Source organism: Caulobacter sp. GW821-FHT09B08 (assembly GCF_059418225.1).
On sequence record NZ_JBWKPL010000012.1, the window covers coordinates 34,737 to 53,172 of the forward strand.

Genomic DNA, 18,436 nt, shown 5'->3' on the forward strand with positions numbered 1-18,436 from the left:
CTCTGGGAGAGCTACGACCCGAAGGCCCCCGCCTGATCGAACTCTCCGGCCCCGCCATAGGCCCCCGGACGCTTGCGCGTCAACGCCAAGGCCATGCCCAGGGTCAATCCCATGGCCAGCATCGACGAGCCGCCATAGCTGATGAACGGCAAGGTCATGCCCTTGGTCGGGATCATGTTGAGGTTCACGGCCACATTGATGAAGGCCTGCTGGCCCACCAGCACGAACAGGCCCGCGGCGGCCACCTGCTCGAAGGTATCGTTCAGCTTCATCGACTTGTAGAGCCCGCGCACCACGATGAAGGCGAACAGGGTGATCAGGGCCAGGGAGAAGACCAGGCCGTATTCCTCGGCCGCGACCGAATAGATGAAGTCGGTGTGCAGGTCGGGCACGTGGCGCTTCATCACGCCCTCGCCCGGGCCGCGCCCGAACAGGCCGCCGGCGTGGATGGCCTCGGCCGCGCGGGTGATCTGGTGAGTGTCGGCGGTGTCGGGGCTGAGGAACTTCTGCACCCGGTCGTGCACGTGGTCGAACAGGAAATAGGTCGAGCCCAGCCCCGCCAGGGCCACCGCGCCCAGGCCCATGATCCACGAGATCGGCACCCCGGCCATCCAGAAGGCGGCCCCGAAGGCGATGGTGATCAGCACGGTCTGGCCGACGTCGGGCTGGACCAGCAGCAGGCCCACGGCGACGAAATAGAGGAAGAAGGCGATGGAGACGCCCGGCACGCCCTCGCCCTTCTGGCCCTCGGCGAACATCCACGAGACCAGCACGATCAGGGCCGGCTTCATGAATTCCGAGGGCTGGAAAGTGAAGCCGCCGATCAGCAGCCAGCGGGCCGCGCCCTTGGCGCTGTGGCCGATGAACGGCAGGGCCGCCATCACCCCGATGGCCAGCAGATAGATGAAGAAGGCCAGTCGCCGGATGCCCTTGGGGCTGAGGATCGACACCGACAGCACGATCATCGCCGCGCCCAGGCCGAACACGCATTGACGGATGGCGAAATGGAACTGGTCGTCCAGGCCGATCCGCGCGGCGGCGGCCGGGCTGGAGGCGAACGACAGCAGAACGCCCAGCGTGACCAGCATCGCCGTGGCGCCCAGCAGCCAGCGATCGGTCGTCCACCACCAGACGCCGAGCCGCGAGCGGTCGGTGCGGGCGAAGGCGTGGGTGGTCTGGTAGGCCATGGGCGGAGGGTCGGCGTTTAGGGTTAAGCGAATGTTGCGGCGCAGGTTGGCGGATATGCGGCAGATCGACTCTTGCCCCCACCTGGCTCCTCGCGTCGCCTGTCCGCCCCCATAGGGGGCGGAGCTTGGTCGGCGCCACGTGGCTCCGCCCCCTATGGGGGCGGACAGACCGCGAAGCGGTCAGGTGGGGGCAAGTGCTGGCCCGAAGAATCTATGCCCGCTTAGCCGTCGGCGCCTTGCCCAGCCCGTTGACCGCCGCGCGGAACGCTTCGCCGCGCTGCTCGAAGTCGGCGAACTGGTCGAACGAGGCGCAGGCGGGCGACAGCAGCACGATGGCCTCCTCGCCAGAGGCCAGGGCGTCGGCATAGGCGGCGGTCACGGCGGTCTCGATGTCGCCGCACTGGCGCACCGGGGCCTTGCCCTCCAGCGTCTTGCCGAAGTCCTCGGCCGCCTGGCCGATCAGATAGGCGGTGGCCACGCGCGGGAAGAGGTCGGTCAGGTCGTCGATGCCGCCGGCTTTCGCCACGCCACCGGCGATCCAGTAGAACTTGGGATAGCTGGACATCGCCTGGCGGGCGGCGTCGGCGTTGGTGGCCTTGCTGTCGTTGACGAAGCGGACCTTGCCCAGCTTGCCCACCGTCTCCATCCGGTGCGCCAGGCCCGGGAAGCTCATCAGGCCGTCGACGGCCTGGGCGGCGGGGATGCCGATGGCTTTCGCGGCGGCATAGGCGGCCGCGGCGTTCTGCCAGTTGTGACGGCCCGGCAGGCTGCGGGCGCGCAGCAGGTCGACCATCTCGGTCACGCGCTCGCCCGTGGCGTCGTACAGCACGCCCTGCAGGGCGTAGACGCCCCGGCCCATGGCCTTGCCGGCGCTGATCGGCCAGATGGTGCGGCGGTTGGCGGCGGTGATCTCGGTGCAGATCTGCTGGCACCAGGGATCGTCCACCCCGATGATGGCGGTGTCGCCCTTGCCCTGGTTCAGGAAGATCCGGCGCTTGGCGGCGATGTAGCCGTCCATGCCGCCGTGGCGGTCCAGGTGGTCGGGCGAGATGTTCAGCAGCACCACCGCGTCGGGGTGCAGGCTGGAGGTCAGGTCCAGCTGGTACGACGACAGCTCCAGCACGTAGACCGCGCCGCCGTGCATGTCTTCCAGGCCCAGCACGCCCTCGCCGATATTGCCGCCCACCCGGGTGTCGCGCCCGGCCTGGCGGCACAGGTGGCCGATCAGGGCGGTGGTGGTCGACTTGCCGTTGGTGCCGGTGATGGCGATGATCTTGGGGCGCTTGTGCTCGGGGGCGGCGTTCACCGTGCGGGCGAACAGCTCGATGTCGCCCAGCACCTCGACCCCGGCGGCCTTGGCCTTGACCACGGTCCAGTGCGGCTTGGGATGGGTCAGGGGCACGCCCGGCGACAGCATCAGGGCGGCGAACTGGCTCCAGTCGGCCGTCTCCAGGTCGACGACGTTCAGCCCCTCGGCCACGGCGGCCTCGCGGCTGGCGGGCTTTTCGTCCCACAGCGCCACCTTGGCCCCGCCGGCGATCAGCGCGCGCGCGGCCGTCAGCCCCGTCCGGCCCAGGCCGAACACGGCGACGGTCTTGCCCTCGAAACCGCGGACCGGGATCATGGCGCGCCCTCTCCTATCGCAGTTTCAAGGTGGCGAGACCGACGAAGCTGAGCATCATCGACACGATCCAGAAGCGGACGACGACGGTGCTCTCGGCCCAGCCGAGTTTCTCGAAATGGTGGTGGATCGGCGCCATCAGGAAGACCCGCTTGCCGGTCTTCTTGAAGTAGGCGACCTGGATCATCACGCTCAGCGCCTCGGCCACGAACAGGCCGCCGACGATGCCCAGGACCAGCTCGTGCTTGGCGCAGACGGCGATGGCGCCCAGGGCCCCGCCCAGGGCCAGCGAGCCGGTGTCGCCCATGAAGATCTTGGCCGGGGGGGCATTGTACCAGAGGAAGCCCATGCCCCCGCCGATGATGGCGCCGCACACCACGGCCAGCTCGCCGACGCTGGGCACGTAGTGCAGGTTCAGGTAGTCGGCGAACTTCACGTTGCCGACCAGGTAGGCGATCAGGCCGAAGGTCGAGGCGGCGAACATGACGGGCACGATGGCCAGGCCGTCCAGGCCGTCGGTCAGGTTCACGGCGTTGGAGAAGCCGGCGATGGTGACCGCGGCGAAGGCCACGTAGAACCAGCCCAGATTGATCACCAGGTTCTTCAGGATCGGGAAGACGACAGAGGTCTCCAGGCCCGCCGTCGTCGGCGACTTGGGCGCGATCAGGATCAGGGCCACGGCCGCCAGGATCGAGACCACGAACTGGGCGATCAGCTTCTGGCCGCTGGAGAGGCCGGCGGTGGTCTGCTTGGTGACCTTGGCGTAGTCGTCCATGAAGCCCAGCACGCCGAAGGCGGCGGTGATGCCCAGCACCACCCAGACGTGGACGTTGCGCAGGTCGCCGAACAGCAGCGAGCCGACGAACAGGCCGGCCAGGATCATGAAGCCGCCCATGGTGGGGGTGCCGGCCTTCTCGGTGACGTGACGGGCGATGCCGTCGGTGCGGATCGGCTGGCCCTTGCCCTGCTTGGCCTTCATCCAGCGGATGAAGCGCGAGCCCATGGCCACGGCCACGATATAGGCCGTCAGCATCGACATCCCGGTGCGGAACGTCAGGTATTTCAGCAGGTTGAGGACCGGCACATGCTCGTGCCCGCCCTGCGAGAGCCAGTTATAGAGAAGATACAGCATCAGCCCTGTCCCACGAGGTCGAGCGCCCCCAAGGCCTGGGCCACGAGGCCCGCCTTGGATCCGTTCGAACCCTTCACCATCACCACGTCACCCGCCCGCATCGCCGAGACGACCTGGGGCGCGAGCTCGGCTGCGCTCTCGGCGTACCCGCCCCGCCGAGTCGGCGGAAGCGCATCCCATAAAGATTTCATTAACGATCCACCGCAGAACACCAGATCGATGTCGGCGGCGGCGATCGGGGTCGCCAGGTCGGCATGAAAGCGGGCGCTCTGCGGCCCCAGTTCCAGCATGTCGGTCAGCACCACGATCCGCCGACCCGCGACCTTGCGCGCGCCCAGGGTGGCCAGGGCCGCCTGCATCGAGACCGGATTGGCGTTGTAGCTCTCGTCCACCAGGGTGAAGGCGCCGCCCGGCACGTGGACCGTCTTCTCGGCGCCGCGCCCTTCGATGGGCTCGAACTCGGCCAGGGCCGCCAGGGCCGTCTCGCGATCGACGTCCAGGGCCTCCAGCATCAGCAGAACGCACAGGCTGTTGAGGCCCCAGTGCACGCCGGTCTGCAGGATCGGGAAGTGCAGGGTCTCGCCATGCACCTCGGCGGTGATCTGGGCCCCGTGGGCGCCCGCGGCGAACACCACCAGGCGGGCGGTGACGCCCTCGCCCGTACCGAAGCTCCACACCTGGGCGCCGGCCGCCTCGGCCTGGGCCTTCAGCAGCGGGAACCAGGGATTGTCGGCGTTCAGCACCGCCACGCCGTTGGGCTCCAGCCCGGCGAAGATCTCGGCCTTGGCGCGGGCGACGCCCTCCTCGCCGTCCGCGAAGTTCTCCAGGTGCACCGGGCCGACGGTGGTGATGGCCACCGCGTGCGGACGGATGAAGCCCGACAGCGGCGTGATCTCGTTGGCGTGGTTCATGCCCACCTCGAACACCGCCCGCTGGGTGTCGCGCGGCATCCGCGCCAGGGTCAGGGGCACGCCGATGTGGTTGTTGTACGACTTGACCGAGGCGTGGGCCTTGCCCGCCCGGCGCAGGCCGGCCTCGACGGCGCGGGTGACGCTGGTCTTGCCGACCGAGCCGGTGACGGCGCCGCGACGGGCCTGGGGCGCGCGTTCGCGGGCGGCCACGCCCAGGCGCTCCAGCGCCGCGAAGGTGTCGTCCACCAGCACGGCGGGAACGGCCACCGGCTTGGAGATCAGCGCCCCGGCCGCGCCCTTGTCGGCGGTCTGGACCACGAACTCGTGCCCGTCCCGGGCGCCCGTGAGCGCCACGAACAGGTCGCCGGCCTCGATGCTGCGGCTGTCGATGGAGACGCCCGTGGCCTCGAAGTCGGCCAGCACCTGACCGCCCGTGGCGGCGGCGATCTCGTCGGCGGTCCAGAGCGCGCTAGACATGGGCCAGCTCCAGGGCTTGAGCGGTCTCGCTGACGTCGTCGAACGGGTGGTTCACCCCGGCCACCAGCTGGCCCTGCTCGTGACCCTTGCCGGCCACCACCAGCACGTCGCCGTCGGCCATCAGGCCGGCCCCGAAGCGGATGGCCTCGCGGCGGTCGCCGTATTCCTTGGCGCCGGGCGCGGCGGCCAGGATGGCGGCGCGGATCGAGCCGGGCTCCTCGGAGCGGGGATTGTCGTCGGTGACGATGGCCACGTCGGCCAGGCGCGCGGCGATCTCGCCCATCAGGGGCCGCTTGCCCCGGTCGCGGTCGCCGCCGGCCCCGAACACCACGATCAGCTTGCCACGCGTGTGCGGACGCAGGGCGGCCAGCACCGTCTCCAGGCCGTCGGGCGTGTGGGCGTAGTCGACATAGGCTTCGCCGCCGCGCGCGCCGGTTCCGACGCGCTGCAGCCGGCCGGCCGCGCCTTCCAGACTTTCGAGCGCGGCAATGGTGGCGTCCAGATCCTCGCCCGTGGCCAGGACCAGACCGGCCGCGACCAGGACGTTCGACGCCTGGAAGTCGCCGGCCAGGGGCAGCAGGATGTCGAATTCGCGGCCCTGGGCGGCGATCTTCAGGCGCTGGCCCTGAGGCACGGGCGTGCGCTCGACCAACTTGATCCCCTGCCCTTCATGGCCCACCGACAGGATCGTCTGGCCCGAGGTGACGGCGGCCGAGGCGAAGGCCGGGAAGGCGTCGCTGTCGGCGTTCAGCACGGCGGTCTTGGTGCGCGGCAGCAGGGTCTCGAACAACCGCAGCTTGGCGGCGCGATAGGCGCCCATGGTGCCGTGATAGTCCAGGTGGTCCTGGGTGAAGTTGGTGAAGCCGGCGGCGGCCAGGCGCACGCCGTCCAGGCGGCGCTGGTCGATGCCGTGCGACGAGGCCTCGACCGCCAGATGGGTCACGCCCATGCCGGCCAGCTTGGCCATCATCTCGGCGACGTCGGCGGCGTCGGGCGTGGTCAGGCCGGGCGGGGTCAGCTGGAGGTCGGGCTTGCCCGCCTCGCTGACCACCACGCCCAGGGTGCCCATGCTGGCGGCCTTGCGGCCCAGCCTGGCGTAGATTTGACGGGCGAAGCCGGCGACCGAGGTCTTGCCGTTGGTGCCCGTCACCGCGATGCAGGTGGCCGGCTGCTCGCCCCAGAACTGGGCGGCGGCCAGGGCGTAGGCGCGGCGCAGGTCGCCGGCGTGGACCACGGGGACCTGCAGGCCCGCCACGTCGTCGGGGGCCAGCACGGCGGCCGCGCCGGACTCGACCGCGCCGGGAATGAACGCGCGACCGTCCACCTTGCTGCCCGGCAGGGCCGCGAACAGGAACCCTTCGCGCACCTTGCGGCTGTCGGCGGTGACCCCGGTGATGACGGGATTCGCCTCGAACGGCCGGTTCAGGATCTGGGAAAGGGTCTTGCTCAAAGTCCCGCCTCCGGAGCGGTTTGCGGCGACTGGGCCACGGTGAAGATGTCGCTCTGGCGGCGCACGCCCAGGAACGGCGCGATGCGGTCGATCACCCGGCCCGCGGCCGGCGCCGACACCCAGCCGCCGGTCGAGAAGCCGTGCGTCTTGGCGTTGCCCTTGGGCTCGTCCAGCAGCACCAGCACGAAGTAGCGGTCGGCCTCGAGCGCGCCCTCGGTGGGGAACACCGCCGCGAACGACGAGACCTGGCGCTGGTGATTATAGCCCTTGATAGCCGGATCGTACTTCTCGCCGGTGCCGGTCTTGCCGCCCACCGACAGGCCCGGGATGTTGGCCGACTTGCCGCTGCCGCCGGTGACGTTGGCGCGCATGATCTGCAGCATCTGCTGCGAGGTCTCTTCCGAAAGGGCGCGCGCGCCCTCGGGCCGCACGCCCGGCGCCAGCTTGTGGATGGTCATCGGCACCACGGTGCCGCCGTTCAGCAGCGCGCCCATCGCCTGGGCCAGGGCCAGCGGCGAGACGTTGATGCCGTGACCGAACGAGGTGGAGGCCACCGCGTCGTCGTCCCACTTCTTGGGCGTCAGCGGCCGGGCGGACTCCAGCAGCTCGACCTTGGCCGGCTTGGTCAGGCCCAGGGCGGTGAAGTAGCGCGACAGGCGCTCGCCGCCGATCCGCTCGGCCAGCATGGCCGTGCCGATATTGGACGAGTGCTGGAACACCTCGACCAGGGTCAGGATCTTCTTGGCGGCATGGAAGTCGTGGATCGTGCGGTAGCCCAGCTTGAACGGCTCGCGGGCGTCGAAAGTCGAGGACGGCGTCGCCGCGCCCGTGTCCAGGCCGATGGCCACGGTGAAGGCCTTGAAGGTCGAGCCCATCTCGTAGACCGAGGCGGCGGCGTGGTTGACCATCTGGTCCGACGAAGCCAGGTCCAGCCGGTTGGGGTCGTAGTCGGGATAGCTGGTCATGCCGAGGATCTCCCCGGTATGGACGTTGGTCACCAGCCCCACGGCGTCCTTGGCCTGGAACTCGATGGCGGCCTTGCGGACCTCGTCTTCCAGGGCGGCCTGGACCCGCAGGTCGATCGACAGCGGGATCGCCCCGTCCGGGCCCTGGGTCGAGGCGTCGCGCACCTGCTTGTCCAGCGCCTTCTCGGCGCCGGAGAGCCCCACTCCGCCCTTGTCGACGAAGCCGATGAAGTGGGCCGCGCTGGCGCCCAGCGGATAGACCCGGCGGGCCTCCTCCTCGAACACCACGCCCGGCAGGCCCAGCTCGAACACCGCGTCCTTCTCGGCCGGGGTCATGCCGCCCACCACGAAGCTGCGGCGGCCGGAGAACACCGCCTGGTCCAGGCGCGAGGCCGGCACCTGCGGCAGGGCCTTGGCCAGGGCCTTGCGGGTGGCCTTGGGGTCCCACAGGTCGCGGGGATCGATGAACATCGTGTAGTGGGTCAGGTCCACGGCCAGCAGCTGGCCGTTGCGGTCCAGCAGGTCGCCGCGCGCCCCACCGACGGGCGTGGCCAGTCCGCCGCCGCCGACCTTGGCGAACACCGCCGCCCGGGTGGCGCCCAGGGCCAGCAGGGTGAAGCCGAGGCCGAAGATGGCCATCACGAAGAAGATGCGGATGCGGGTGTCGTCCTCGGGCCGCGCGGCGGCGCGCGAGCGCTCGAAGGCGTGCTCCAGCCGCCAGACCCGCTCGATCAGCCAGCGCCAGGCGGCGGGCATGCCGCCGGGAGAGAGATTGGACAGGCTCATCGCGGAGCCTCCCCGGGCGAGGGATAGTCGTCGGGCGTGGCCTCGGGCTGCTCGGCCGAGGCGGCGTCGCCGTTGGCGGCGGCCGTCGGGGCGGCCGGGGCGTGCGGCACGGGCGCGTGGCGCGCCACGTCGATCAGGGCGTCCTCGGTGGTCTCGCGCTCGGGCTTGATCGGCGCCAGGCCCTTGTCCTGCGCCAGTTGCTCGATGCGGCTGGGCTGCTCCAGGAAGGCCACCTCGGCCTTCAGCAGGCGGATACGGATTTTCTCGTCGTCGATCTGGCGTTCCACCGAAGCGATCTGCGCCCGCTCGCGGCCGGCGAAGGTCTTGGCCATGTAGACGCCCAGCACCAGGACCAGCAGGATCCCCAGGCACACCACTTCCACGACCCGGAAGCCCCGCACGCGGCGGTCGAAGATGGCCGACAGGCTCATGCGGCGCTCCAGACGGGAGCGTCGGTGCGCACGGCCGCGCGCAGCTTGGACGAGCGGGCGCGCGGGTTGACGGCCAGCTCGGCCTCGCCCGGCGCGATGGCCTTGGACGAGGTCAGGCGGAAGCTGGCCGGAGCCCCGGCCTCGACGGCGGGCAGGTGGCGCGATCCGCCCGGGGTGCGCCCGGCCCGCTCGGCCAGGAAGTTCTTGACGATGCGGTCTTCCAGCGAGTGGAAGGTGACCACCGCCAGGCGGCCGCCAGGCTTGAGCACGCGCTCGGCGGCCAGCAGGCCCTCTTCCAGCTCTTCCAGCTCGGCGTTGACCGCGATCCGCAGGCCTTGGAACGAACGGGTGGCCGGATGCACCTTGGCGCCCTTGCGGCCACCCAGGGCGCGCTCGATCACATGGGCCAGGTCGAGGGTCCGGGTGAACGGCCGCTCTTCCCGACGCTTGATCAGGAAGCTGGCGATACGCCGCGAGGCGTGCTCCTCGCCATAGACATAGAGGATGCGGGCCAGCTCGGTGTGGTCGAGCGTGTTGACCAGGTCGGCGGCGGTGGGGCCGTCGGCGCCCATGCGCATGTCCAGGGGACCGTCGCGCATGAACGAAAAGCCGCGCTCAGCCTCGTCGAGCTGCATGGAAGATACGCCGAGATCCAGGGTGACGCCGTCGACCGACGCATCCTCCAGATACGCGCTGATTTGCGAAAAACGGTCCTGAATCAGCCGAAAGCGACCATCAGCCGCGGAAAACTCAGCCGTAAAACGCTGCACGGTCGGATCACGGTCGAAGGCCGTGACCGAAGCGCCCGAGGCCAGGATCGCGCGGGTATAGCCGCCCGCCCCGAAGGTGCCGTCGATGACCATGTCGCCGGGGCCGCTCGACAGCGCACCGACCACTTCGTCGAGCAGGACCGAGACGTGCGGCGCGGCGGCGCCTTGGGCAGCTTCGAGGTCGCTCACGCCACGCCCCCGATCCGCACGGTGCGCTGCTGGGCGCGCATCGCGGCTAGGCCGTCGCGGGCCAGTTCGCGTTGGGCCGCGCGGTGGGCCTGGAAGGCCTCGCGCGACCAGATCTGGAACCGCTCGCCCAGACCCACCACCGCCACCCAGTCGGTCAGGCCGAACATCTCGCACAGGGTGTCGGGCAGGGTGATGCGGCCGGCGGTGTCGAACGACAGCCGCGCCACGCCGCCCAGGACGCTGGTCTCCAGGGCCGAACGCAGGGGATCGCCGAACGGCAGTTCGTCGATCACGCCCTGGTAACGGTCGAACAGGCTTTTTCCGCCAGCTTCCAGGCAGTCGGCCTCGATGGAGGGGAAGCAGAAGATCCCGTCGAACGGGCCCGAGAGCGCGGCGCGGAAGTCCTGCGGCACGACGATGCGCCGCTTGCTGTCCAGCTGCTTCTCGAACGTCGAGAGAAACACCCCACTACCCCTGATAAAGCCCGCCGCCGGACGCCCTGCCACGATCGCTCCGGCAGAAGTGGGTTAACATGGGATTGATTGGGAGACAATGACACCAACGGCCGTTTTGCCGTCAAAACAAAGGTGTCGCAGGCCTCTTTCACAGACCAACTGAATCTATCAACAGAACATACATGGAACCTGTTAAGACTTCGCGGCCGCTAGACTCGACGCGAGGCCTTATGGGCAAGGGATTGGGCGGCGCGGCCGGCGCCGGCATGGGGAAAAGTGGGGCTGAAACCCAGTTTTTTGGCGCTCCCTCCTCCGGGAGCGCGAATGGACCAGATGGTCTGTAAGCCGGGTTCTGTCTACGTCCGCCCCTCCCGAAGGAAAGACGACCGCGAGACGGCCATTCCTCTGGACCGCCCATCGCTGGACGGTTCTCGCGACCTACCCGGACCCTCTCGGCCAGTGACGGCCTATCCGACGCGAGGCCGGCGCGGGGTCCCTATTCGGTCTTGCTCCAGGCGGGGCTTGCCATGCCGTCCCTGTTGCCAGGTCCGCGGTGGGCTCTTACCCCACCCTTTCACCCTTCCCGCCCCGTGGGGAGGAGGTTTGCTTTCTGTGGCGCTATCCCTGGGATCGCTCCCGGCGGGCGTTACCCGCCGCCTTGTCACCGTGGAGCCCGGACTTTCCTCGACATCCTACGATGCCGCGGCCGCCCGACCATCTGGTCCGGGGCCTAAGTGACGGTCCGCGCGCCTGGGGTCAAGCGCCGTGCGTCTTCATGAGGTCCGCGACCGGATGATCCCCCAGCGCATCGGTCACGCCGGCGCGCATCGCCGCGTCCTTGTTCTGGCCCAGCTTCCAAGTCCCCTCCAGCCGCTCGACGAACAGGCGGCCGCCGACGATGCCGCGCTGGAGTGCGTCGAAGCGGGCGGGGTTCATCTTGGCGCGGGTCCAGGGTTTCTTGGGGGCGAGGCGCGCCTCCTCCTGGGCCGAGAGGTCGTCGAGCAGGGCCACGGTCTCGTGGGGCGCCAGCGGGGCGACCGAGCCCTCGGCCTCGACCGAGACGTAGTTCCAGGTCGGCACCTGGTCGGGCGCGCCGTACCAGTCGGGGCTGACATAGGCGTCCGGCCCCGTGGCCAGCACCACCGCCCGAAAGCCCTGGACCAGGTGCGGCGCCAGCACGTTGCCGCGCGACAGGTGGAAGTCGAGCGCGATCTCGCCCTCGCCCGCGATGCCGTCGAGCCGGCGGATCACCACCGGCGTCTGGGCCACGAACGGCCGGCCGCCGACGGCGGCGGCGAGGGTCACGAACGGATGCTCGGCCAGGAAGGCCAGCAGGGTCTCGCGGTCCTCGACCTGGAACCGGGCGTCCGGATGCATCAGCCCGCCGCCCGCAGCAGGGCCACGAGCCGGGCGCGGGTCTCGCCGTCGGCGACGCCATCGAAGCGGGTCTGCAGCCAGTGGCGCTGGAAGGCGGCCACGACCGTCTCGGTCCACTCGTCGTACTGACCGGACGGGGCGCAGTTGTAGCCCAGGCGCGTCAGGCCGGCCTGCAGGGCGAAGACGCCGGTCCCCTCCTCGCCCCGGCCCAGCGGCGCGCCGGGCGACGGGGGCGGTTCGACCCACAGACCGTGACCGGCTTCGGCCAGGCGCTTCCAGGGGAAGAGCTCGCCCGGGTCGATCTTGCGGCCGGGGGCGATGTCGGAATGGCCGATGATGCGGTCGTCGTCGATGGTCCAGCGCGAGCGGATGTCGGCCAGGAGGTTGATGACGGCGGCGATCTGGGCGTCGGGGAACGGGCGATAGCCGAACTCGTGGCCGGGATTGACGATCTCGATGCCGATGGAGGCGGAGTTGATGTCCTTGGCGCCCTTCCAGAAGGCGGCGCCGGCGTGCCAGGCGCGGCGCTCCTCGGGCACCAGGCGGAAGACGCGGCCGTCCTCCTCGACCAGATAGTGCGACGAGACCTTGGCCTCCGGATCGCACAGCCGCGCCAGGGCCGCCTCGCCGGTCTCCATGCCGGTGTAGTGCAGGACAACGCAGTCGGGCACGGCCTTGCGCGCGTCGAAGTTCGGCGACGGAGCGTCGATGAAGATCATTGGAAACGGGTCCTCGTCAGCAGCGCCATCACCTGGTTCTTGCGCAGGGCGATGATCAGCACCCCCACTAGCGCGAGGATCGCCCCGATTCCCATCCGCATGTCGAAATGATCGTGCGTGATCGCGACGCCCAGGCCAATGGTCATCAGCGGGGTCATCAGGGTGAGCGGCGCGATCAGGTTGGCTTCGTGGCGCTGGATCAGGCCGTAATAGGCCGTGTGGGCCATGACCGAGACCACCAGGGCCGAGAACAGCAGCGCCGCCAGGAACGGCCAGCCGGCGTGCAGGGCCAGGCCGACGGCGCCCGGCTCGAACAGGGCGCTGAGCACGGCCAGGGGCGCGACGGCGGTGAACCCGACCCAGGCCTGGAGCTGCAGGGGCTTCACCCCCTCGATCTGCTTCATCATCACCGAGCCCAGCGAGCCGGTGAAGGCCGAGCCGACGATGAACCACAGACCCGGCGACAGCTGCAGGCCGTGCGGATTCCACATCACCACCAGGGCGCCGGTCAGGGTCAGCGCGATGCCCAGGCCCCGCTTCCAGCGGACCTTCTCGCCCAGCAGCAGCATCGACAGGATGGTGGTGAACGGCACGGCCAGCTGGATCACCACGGCGGCGGCCGAGGGCGAGGCGGTGCGGAAACCCATGAACAGCAGGGCGAAATTGCCCACGCCCATCAGCAGGCCCACCACCACGATCCGCCAGGCCGGGCGCGGAGCCGGCAGCAGCCACGGCAGGGTCACGGCCGCGACGATGGCGAAGCGCACCGCCGCGTAGAACAGCGGCGGCACGCCCCAGTGGGCGACCACGATCTTGGAGATGATGTTGTTGGTGGCCCAGACCAGACAGACCAGGACCAGCAACCCGAAGTCGCGCGGGGACATGGGACGATCGCATACGCGGGTCGAACGCCTGTTTGCAACGAAAACGGCCGGGGACATGCACTTGTGCGTGTCCCCATCGCCCGCACGGCGTCGCACCGAAACAAGTCTGGGGACACGCGCATGCGCATGTCCCCGGCCGCGCTCCGTCATCACGTCGCAGTTGACGTCGGGTCTAAACGGTCGTTTGTTGGTGAACAGCGTTCACATACTACAAGCGCCCGGAGCCGCCGGGCCGGGTGACGCCAGGGTGGAAGCGCGATGGCCATCGAGCATTTCGACGTACTAATCGTGGGCGCGGGCCTGTCGGGCATCGGCGCGGCCTATCACCTGCGGCGCGACTGCCCCGGCAAGACCTACGCCATCCTCGAAGCGCGTGGCGCCATCGGCGGCACCTGGGACCTGTTCCGCTATCCGGGCATCCGGTCCGACAGCGACATGTTCACCCTGGGCTACAGCTTCAAGCCATGGCTGGACTCCAAGGCCATCGCCGACGGCCCGTCGATCCTGAACTACGTGCGCGAGACCGCCGCCGAGAACGACATCGAGCGCCACATCCGCTTCGGCCACAAGGTGAGGCGCGCGGTCTGGTCGTCGGAGACCGCCACCTGGACGGTGGACGCCGAGCGCGACGGCAAGACCGTGCAGGTCAGCTGCAATTTCCTGTCGATGTGCAGCGGCTACTACGCCTACGACGCCGGCTATACGCCCGACTTCCCCGGCGCCGAACGATTCAAGGGCCAGGTCATCCATCCGCAGCTGTGGCCGGAAGACCTCGAGTACGCCGGCAAGAAGGTGGTCGTGATCGGCAGCGGCGCGACGGCCGTGACGCTGGTGCCCGAGATGGCCCGCAAGGCCGCCCACGTGACGATGCTGCAGCGCTCGCCGACCTACGTGGTCTCGCGGCCGGCGCAGGACGGCGTCGCCAACTGGATGCGCGACAACCTGCCGATCAAGCTGGCCTACGGCATCACCCGCTGGAAGAACGTGCTGTTCCAGATGCTGTTCTTCAACATCGCCCGCAAGAAGCCCGAGAAGACCAAGGAGCGCCTGCTGGGCCTGGTGCGCGAGCACCTGGGGCCGGACTACGACATCGAGACCCACTTCACCCCGCGCTACAATCCCTGGGACCAGCGGCTGTGCCTGGTGCCGGACGCCGACCTGTTCGAGTCGATCCGCGCCGGGTCCTCGTCGGTGGTGACCGACCACATCGACACCTTCACCGAAACCGGCGTCCAGCTGAAGTCGGGCGCGCATCTGGACGCCGACATCATCGTCACCGCCACGGGCCTGCGCATGCAGCTGCTCAGCGGCATGGAGCTGATCGTCGACGGCCGGAAGATCGATCTGCCCCAGACCACCAGCTACAAGGGCATGATGTTCAGCGAGGTGCCCAACCTGGCCTCGACCTTCGGCTACACCAACGCCAGTTGGACCCTGAAGGCCGACCTGACGGCCGAATATGTCTGCCGCCTGCTCAAGCACATGGACCGCACGGGCACGCGCATCTGCACCCCGCACCTGAACGAGCCGGACCTGGAGGTCGAGCCGTGGCTGGACTTCTCGTCCGGCTACGTCCAGCGCGCCCTGGCGATCCTGCCCCGGCAAGGCGCCAAGAAGCCGTGGAAGGTCCACCAGAACTACGCCCTGGACATGATGGCCCTGCGCTTCGGCGCGGTGGAGGACGGGGTGATGGAATTCTCGAAACCGAGGGCGGCGGCGAAGGCCAAGGCGGCGGCTTAAGGATCAGTACCGCGCCAGCGTCACCTTCAGCACCTCGGGGCCGGAGGCGAAGTTCAGGCCCCAATCGGTCTGGTCGCCGTTCCATACGCGGCTCATCACCCAGCGGCCGTCCACGTAGCGCCCCTCCTCGACCCGGTCGAACAGCAGATGCTGGCCGGGCGCCGTCGGCTCGAACGCCACCCGCACATAGGAGCCGGTGACGAGATACTCGTCCTGCCCCAGCCGGGCGATCAGCGCCCCGCCCACCGGCTTGGCGTTGCCGTTGGCCGGCCCGTCGCCGAACGCGCCCTGACCGTAGGTCAGCTTCACGCGCCAGCCGTCGCCCACCTCCAGGGTCTGGGCATGGGTCTTGGTCGGCTCGGACGCGCCCCAGACCTGGCCCTTGAACGACAGGGCGGCGATCTGGCGCTGGATCGGGTCCAGGACCTTGTAGATCCGCCCCAGCACGTCGAGCTGGGCGTTGGTCGTGCGCGGCTCGCCGGGCCGGTCCAGCCCGGCATAGTGGGTGAAGTCGATCCCGAACGGCGCGAAGCCGATGGCCCGCCGCCCGACCACCTCGTAGACGTAGCGAGCATAGTCCTCGCCCCGACCGGTCTCGGGCACGAACAGCGGATTGTCGGGCCGCGCGTACTGTTCCAGCGTCCGCGTGTAGTCGGCGTAGTCGGGCATGTAGATGTCGGGTCCCAGCGCATCGAGATGCGGGGTCGCGGCCTTCCAGACATCCAGCATGTTCCAGGTCGGGCCGCCGCTGGAATAGGTGTAGGGGTCCTGGTCCTTCCACGGATCGCGCAGGGCGGCGTTGGCGTACATCGGCAGCGGATACTGGGCCTTGCCGGCCTGGGCCACCGCATCCACGAAGCGGGCCGTGTGCCAGGCGTTGAAGGCCTCGTCGGCGTCCTTGCCGAACACCTGGGTCCAGGTTCCGGCCGGCTTGCCCAGGGCCTTGATCAGGGCCTCGGGCACGGGCTTTTCGAAAAGCGCTTGGGCCGTCGGCGAGAAGTCGCGGACGGCGCCGTAGACCCCGACCTCGTTCTCGGGCTGGACCATCAGCACCGTGCGCTGGGGATCGGCCTTGGCCAGGTGGGCCATCAGGGCGGCGAAGGCCTTCTTGTCGGCCTCCAGGGTGGCGGGGAAGACCGGCGACAGCGAGTTTCGCACCTCGCCCTTGGCGTTGACCACGCGGGGAAAGCGCTTGCCGTCGGTCTTGACCCAGCGCGGCGCGTAGTTGGGGCCGTTGTTCTTCCAGGTCGCGAACCACAGCAGCACCAGCCGCTTGTCGTGGGCCCGGGCCTGCGCCAACAGGGTGTCGACGATGGAGAAATCGAACCGCCCCTCCTCCGGCTCGATCTGCTCCCAGCCCACCGGGATCTCCAGGGTGTTGGCCCCGATCCGCTCGACGGCCGGCCATACCTTGGGCAGGACGTCAGGCCACGAACTGGAGTTGTTGGCCTGGACGCCCAGGATCAGGAACGGCGCCCCGTCCACCATCAGGGCGTGCCGGTCGCCGTCGCGGACGATCCGGGGGATGGGCTCGGCCGCCTGGACGGTCCAGGCGCCGAGCGCCAGGAGGGCCGCCAAGGGGATCGCAAGCCTGCGCCGTCGAAGCTGTCCCATCCCATTTCCCCGCCTTTTGTACCGCTACCATTACTCGTACAAATCGGCGGGACCGGGGGCAATGGCTGTTGGGATCAGTCCTCGTCGTCGAAGCCCTCGTCGTCCTCGACCGGCGGCGGCTTGGGGGCCTCGCCCTTGCGCTTCACGAACCGCAGGGCCGTGTGGGTCTTGGAGAAGGCGCAGACCTTGGTGTCGACCAGCCCTTGGGCGCGGGCCTCGGCCAGAATCTCGGTGTCCTTCAGCGGCGCGCCCTTGCCCTTCTGGGCCACGATCCAGATCGCGCCCTTGGGGCCCAGGCCGCCGATCAGGTCCTCCAGCCGGTCGAAATCGGCCAGGTCCTCGACGCCCAGGAACAGCAGGTCGACGTTCTCATAGGCCTCGACGGGCTCCACGCGGCTCGACAGCTCCTCCACGAACTCCGCGTCGTCGAGGTTCTCGATCACCACCGTCTGGCCGGGCTTCACCCCCAGCTTGTCCAGGCGCCCGGGCGGGTTCTGGATGGCGTGCAGCCACTTGGCGGCCTGGCCGGCGTCGAGCGTGAAGCGCGTGCCGTCGCTCAGCACCAGGTCGTCGCCCTCGACCCGCAGGCCGCGCAGGGCCTGGCCCTGGAAGTTGTCGGTCACCGCGCCCCGGAAGATCAGCTTCGGCGGTTCCCACAGCAGCTTGCCCGGTCCGTCGCCCTCGCGCAGCTGACCCCAGACGCCCTTGGCTTCCTTGCCCATGATCAGGAGCCCTTGAACGTCGGCTGGCGCTTCTCGAGGATCGCCTCGACGCCTTCCATGTGATCGTCGGTGTGGTGGGCGATGGCCTGGGCCGCGGCGCTCATCTCCATCAGGGTGTCGTAGCTGGCGGTCTGACCGTGCTTGAGCAGGCTTTTCGCCATGCGCAGGGCGTGCGGCGGCTGCTGGGCGATCCGCTCGGCCAGGGCCAGGGCCTCGTCCATCAGGGTGTCGGCCGGCACGGCCTTGCTGACCAGGCCCCAGTCGGCCGCCTTGGCCGCGTCGATGACGTCGCCGGTGAACAGCAGTTCCGCCGCGCGGCTCATGCCGATCGTGCGCGGCATCAGCCAGGCGCCGCCGTCGCCGGGGATCAGGCCCAGCTTCAGGAAGGTCACCCCGAACTTGGCGGTGTCGGCGGCGATACGGATGTCGGTCATGCAGGCCACGTCGCAGCCCAGGCCGATGGCCGCGCCGTTGACCGCCGCGATCGACGGAACCTCCAGGCCGTAGATGGCCCGCACGATGCGGTGGATGTTCTTGCGGTAGCCGTCGCGCACCTTGACGCCGTTGCCGCCGAACGCCCCCTCGCGCGCCTTCATCGCCTTGACGTCGCCGCCCGCCGAAAAGGCCCGGCCCGCGCCCGTCAGGATCACGCATCGGATCTCCTGGTCGTCGTTGATCGCCTCGCAGGCCGCCGCCACCTGGTCGCCGTCGCCCGGCGCGCCCAGGGCGTTGAGGGCGTCGGGACGGTTCAGGGTCAGGATCGCGACGTGGCCGCGCTTCTCGGTCAGCACCAGGGGCGAAGGGTTCGGGGGGGTGTCCTGCGACATGCGGCGCTCCTGTTGTTTTCGCCTGCATAGCGCAAATCGCCGCCGCGGACTCAAGAGACCCGCGCTCGGCGGACAACGTTTTGCAAACCTAGGTAAAACCCTGATCTCTTCGCCAAAAAGACAAGACTCTGCGGCTGTCTTTGTGATCACACACAAGACTTGGAAACACCCCTGGAAAT

The 18,436-nt window shown here is 69.4% G+C and carries 16 protein-coding genes and 1 other RNA gene; 1 reads left to right on the plus strand and 16 read right to left on the minus strand.

Annotation, left to right across the window (positions count from 1 at the left end):
- Positions 1-11 precede the first annotated feature (11 nt).
- The 13 genes from ftsW to AC07OA_RS24125 all read right to left on the minus strand — a co-directional run bounded on the left by ftsW (position 12) and on the right by AC07OA_RS24125 (position 13,354).
- Complete coding sequence (gene ftsW / locus AC07OA_RS24065; RefSeq protein ID WP_494666362.1) at positions 12-1,187, minus strand: putative lipid II flippase FtsW; 1,176 nt, start codon at positions 1,185-1,187, stop codon at positions 12-14.
- A 211-nt stretch (positions 1,188-1,398) separates the two neighbouring features.
- Entirely contained in the window at positions 1,399-2,811 is a 1,413-nt protein-coding gene (gene murD, locus AC07OA_RS24070; protein ID WP_494666363.1) for a UDP-N-acetylmuramoyl-L-alanine--D-glutamate ligase, read from the minus strand.
- Positions 2,812-2,824: 13 nt separating this feature from the next.
- Entirely contained in the window at positions 2,825-3,940 is a 1,116-nt protein-coding gene (gene mraY, locus AC07OA_RS24075; protein WP_494666364.1) for a phospho-N-acetylmuramoyl-pentapeptide-transferase, read from the minus strand.
- Complete coding sequence (locus tag AC07OA_RS24080) at positions 3,940-5,328, minus strand: UDP-N-acetylmuramoyl-tripeptide--D-alanyl-D-alanine ligase (RefSeq protein ID WP_494666365.1); 1,389 nt, start codon at positions 5,326-5,328, stop codon at positions 3,940-3,942. The genes mraY and AC07OA_RS24080 overlap by 1 nt, the downstream gene beginning before the upstream one ends.
- A complete protein-coding gene (locus AC07OA_RS24085) occupies positions 5,321-6,778 on the minus strand; it encodes a UDP-N-acetylmuramoyl-L-alanyl-D-glutamate--2,6-diaminopimelate ligase (RefSeq protein WP_494666366.1) in 1,458 nt (485 codons plus the stop codon). Before AC07OA_RS24085 ends, AC07OA_RS24080 begins: the two co-directional genes overlap by 8 nt.
- Positions 6,775-8,529, minus strand: a complete 1,755-nt coding sequence (locus AC07OA_RS24090; RefSeq protein ID WP_494666367.1) for a peptidoglycan D,D-transpeptidase FtsI family protein — start codon at positions 8,527-8,529, stop codon at positions 6,775-6,777. Before AC07OA_RS24090 ends, AC07OA_RS24085 begins: the two co-directional genes overlap by 4 nt.
- Positions 8,526-8,960 (minus strand): cell division protein FtsL, encoded by a 435-nt coding sequence (ftsL, locus tag AC07OA_RS24095; protein ID WP_494666368.1) that lies wholly within the window; start codon positions 8,958-8,960, stop codon positions 8,526-8,528. Before ftsL ends, AC07OA_RS24090 begins: the two co-directional genes overlap by 4 nt.
- The gene (gene rsmH / locus AC07OA_RS24100; protein WP_494666369.1) at positions 8,957-9,919 is read right to left on the minus strand and encodes a 16S rRNA (cytosine(1402)-N(4))-methyltransferase RsmH; all 963 of its coding nucleotides are present in this window, start codon (positions 9,917-9,919) and stop codon (positions 8,957-8,959) included. The genes ftsL and rsmH overlap by 4 nt, the downstream gene beginning before the upstream one ends.
- On the minus strand, positions 9,916-10,383 hold the full coding sequence (locus tag AC07OA_RS24105) for a division/cell wall cluster transcriptional repressor MraZ (protein ID WP_494666370.1): 468 nt from the start codon (positions 10,381-10,383) through the stop codon (positions 9,916-9,918). Before AC07OA_RS24105 ends, rsmH begins: the two co-directional genes overlap by 4 nt.
- Positions 10,384-10,699: 316 nt before the next feature.
- Positions 10,700-11,096: RNase P RNA component class A (rnpB, locus tag AC07OA_RS24110), an RNA gene on the minus strand.
- A 34-nt stretch (positions 11,097-11,130) separates the two neighbouring features.
- On the minus strand, positions 11,131-11,751 hold the full coding sequence (locus AC07OA_RS24115) for an FMN-binding negative transcriptional regulator (protein WP_494666371.1): 621 nt from the start codon (positions 11,749-11,751) through the stop codon (positions 11,131-11,133).
- Positions 11,751-12,470 (minus strand): N-acetylmuramoyl-L-alanine amidase, encoded by a 720-nt coding sequence (locus AC07OA_RS24120; RefSeq protein ID WP_494666372.1) that lies wholly within the window; start codon positions 12,468-12,470, stop codon positions 11,751-11,753. Before AC07OA_RS24120 ends, AC07OA_RS24115 begins: the two co-directional genes overlap by 1 nt.
- Positions 12,467-13,354: a DMT family transporter gene (locus AC07OA_RS24125; protein ID WP_494666373.1), complete on the minus strand. Its 888-nt coding sequence runs from the start codon at positions 13,352-13,354 to the stop codon at positions 12,467-12,469. The genes AC07OA_RS24120 and AC07OA_RS24125 overlap by 4 nt, the downstream gene beginning before the upstream one ends.
- Positions 13,355-13,612: 258 nt before the next feature.
- Between AC07OA_RS24125 and AC07OA_RS24130 the strand changes: the two genes are divergently transcribed.
- Positions 13,613-15,094, plus strand: a complete 1,482-nt coding sequence (locus tag AC07OA_RS24130) for a flavin-containing monooxygenase (RefSeq protein WP_494666374.1) — start codon at positions 13,613-13,615, stop codon at positions 15,092-15,094.
- 3 nt (positions 15,095-15,097) lie between these two features.
- Here AC07OA_RS24130 and AC07OA_RS24135 read toward each other — a convergent pair whose 3' ends face one another.
- The 3 genes from AC07OA_RS24135 to AC07OA_RS24145 form a co-directional block, all read right to left on the minus strand.
- Entirely contained in the window at positions 15,098-16,672 is a 1,575-nt protein-coding gene (locus tag AC07OA_RS24135) for a DUF5597 domain-containing protein (RefSeq protein ID WP_494666375.1), read from the minus strand.
- Positions 16,673-16,782: 110 nt separating this feature from the next.
- Positions 16,783-17,430: a DUF3052 domain-containing protein gene (locus tag AC07OA_RS24140; RefSeq protein ID WP_494666376.1), complete on the minus strand. Its 648-nt coding sequence runs from the start codon at positions 17,428-17,430 to the stop codon at positions 16,783-16,785.
- A 2-nt stretch (positions 17,431-17,432) separates the two neighbouring features.
- On the minus strand, positions 17,433-18,257 hold the full coding sequence (locus AC07OA_RS24145) for a crotonase/enoyl-CoA hydratase family protein (RefSeq protein WP_494666377.1): 825 nt from the start codon (positions 18,255-18,257) through the stop codon (positions 17,433-17,435).
- Between the last annotated feature and the right edge of the window lie 179 nt (positions 18,258-18,436).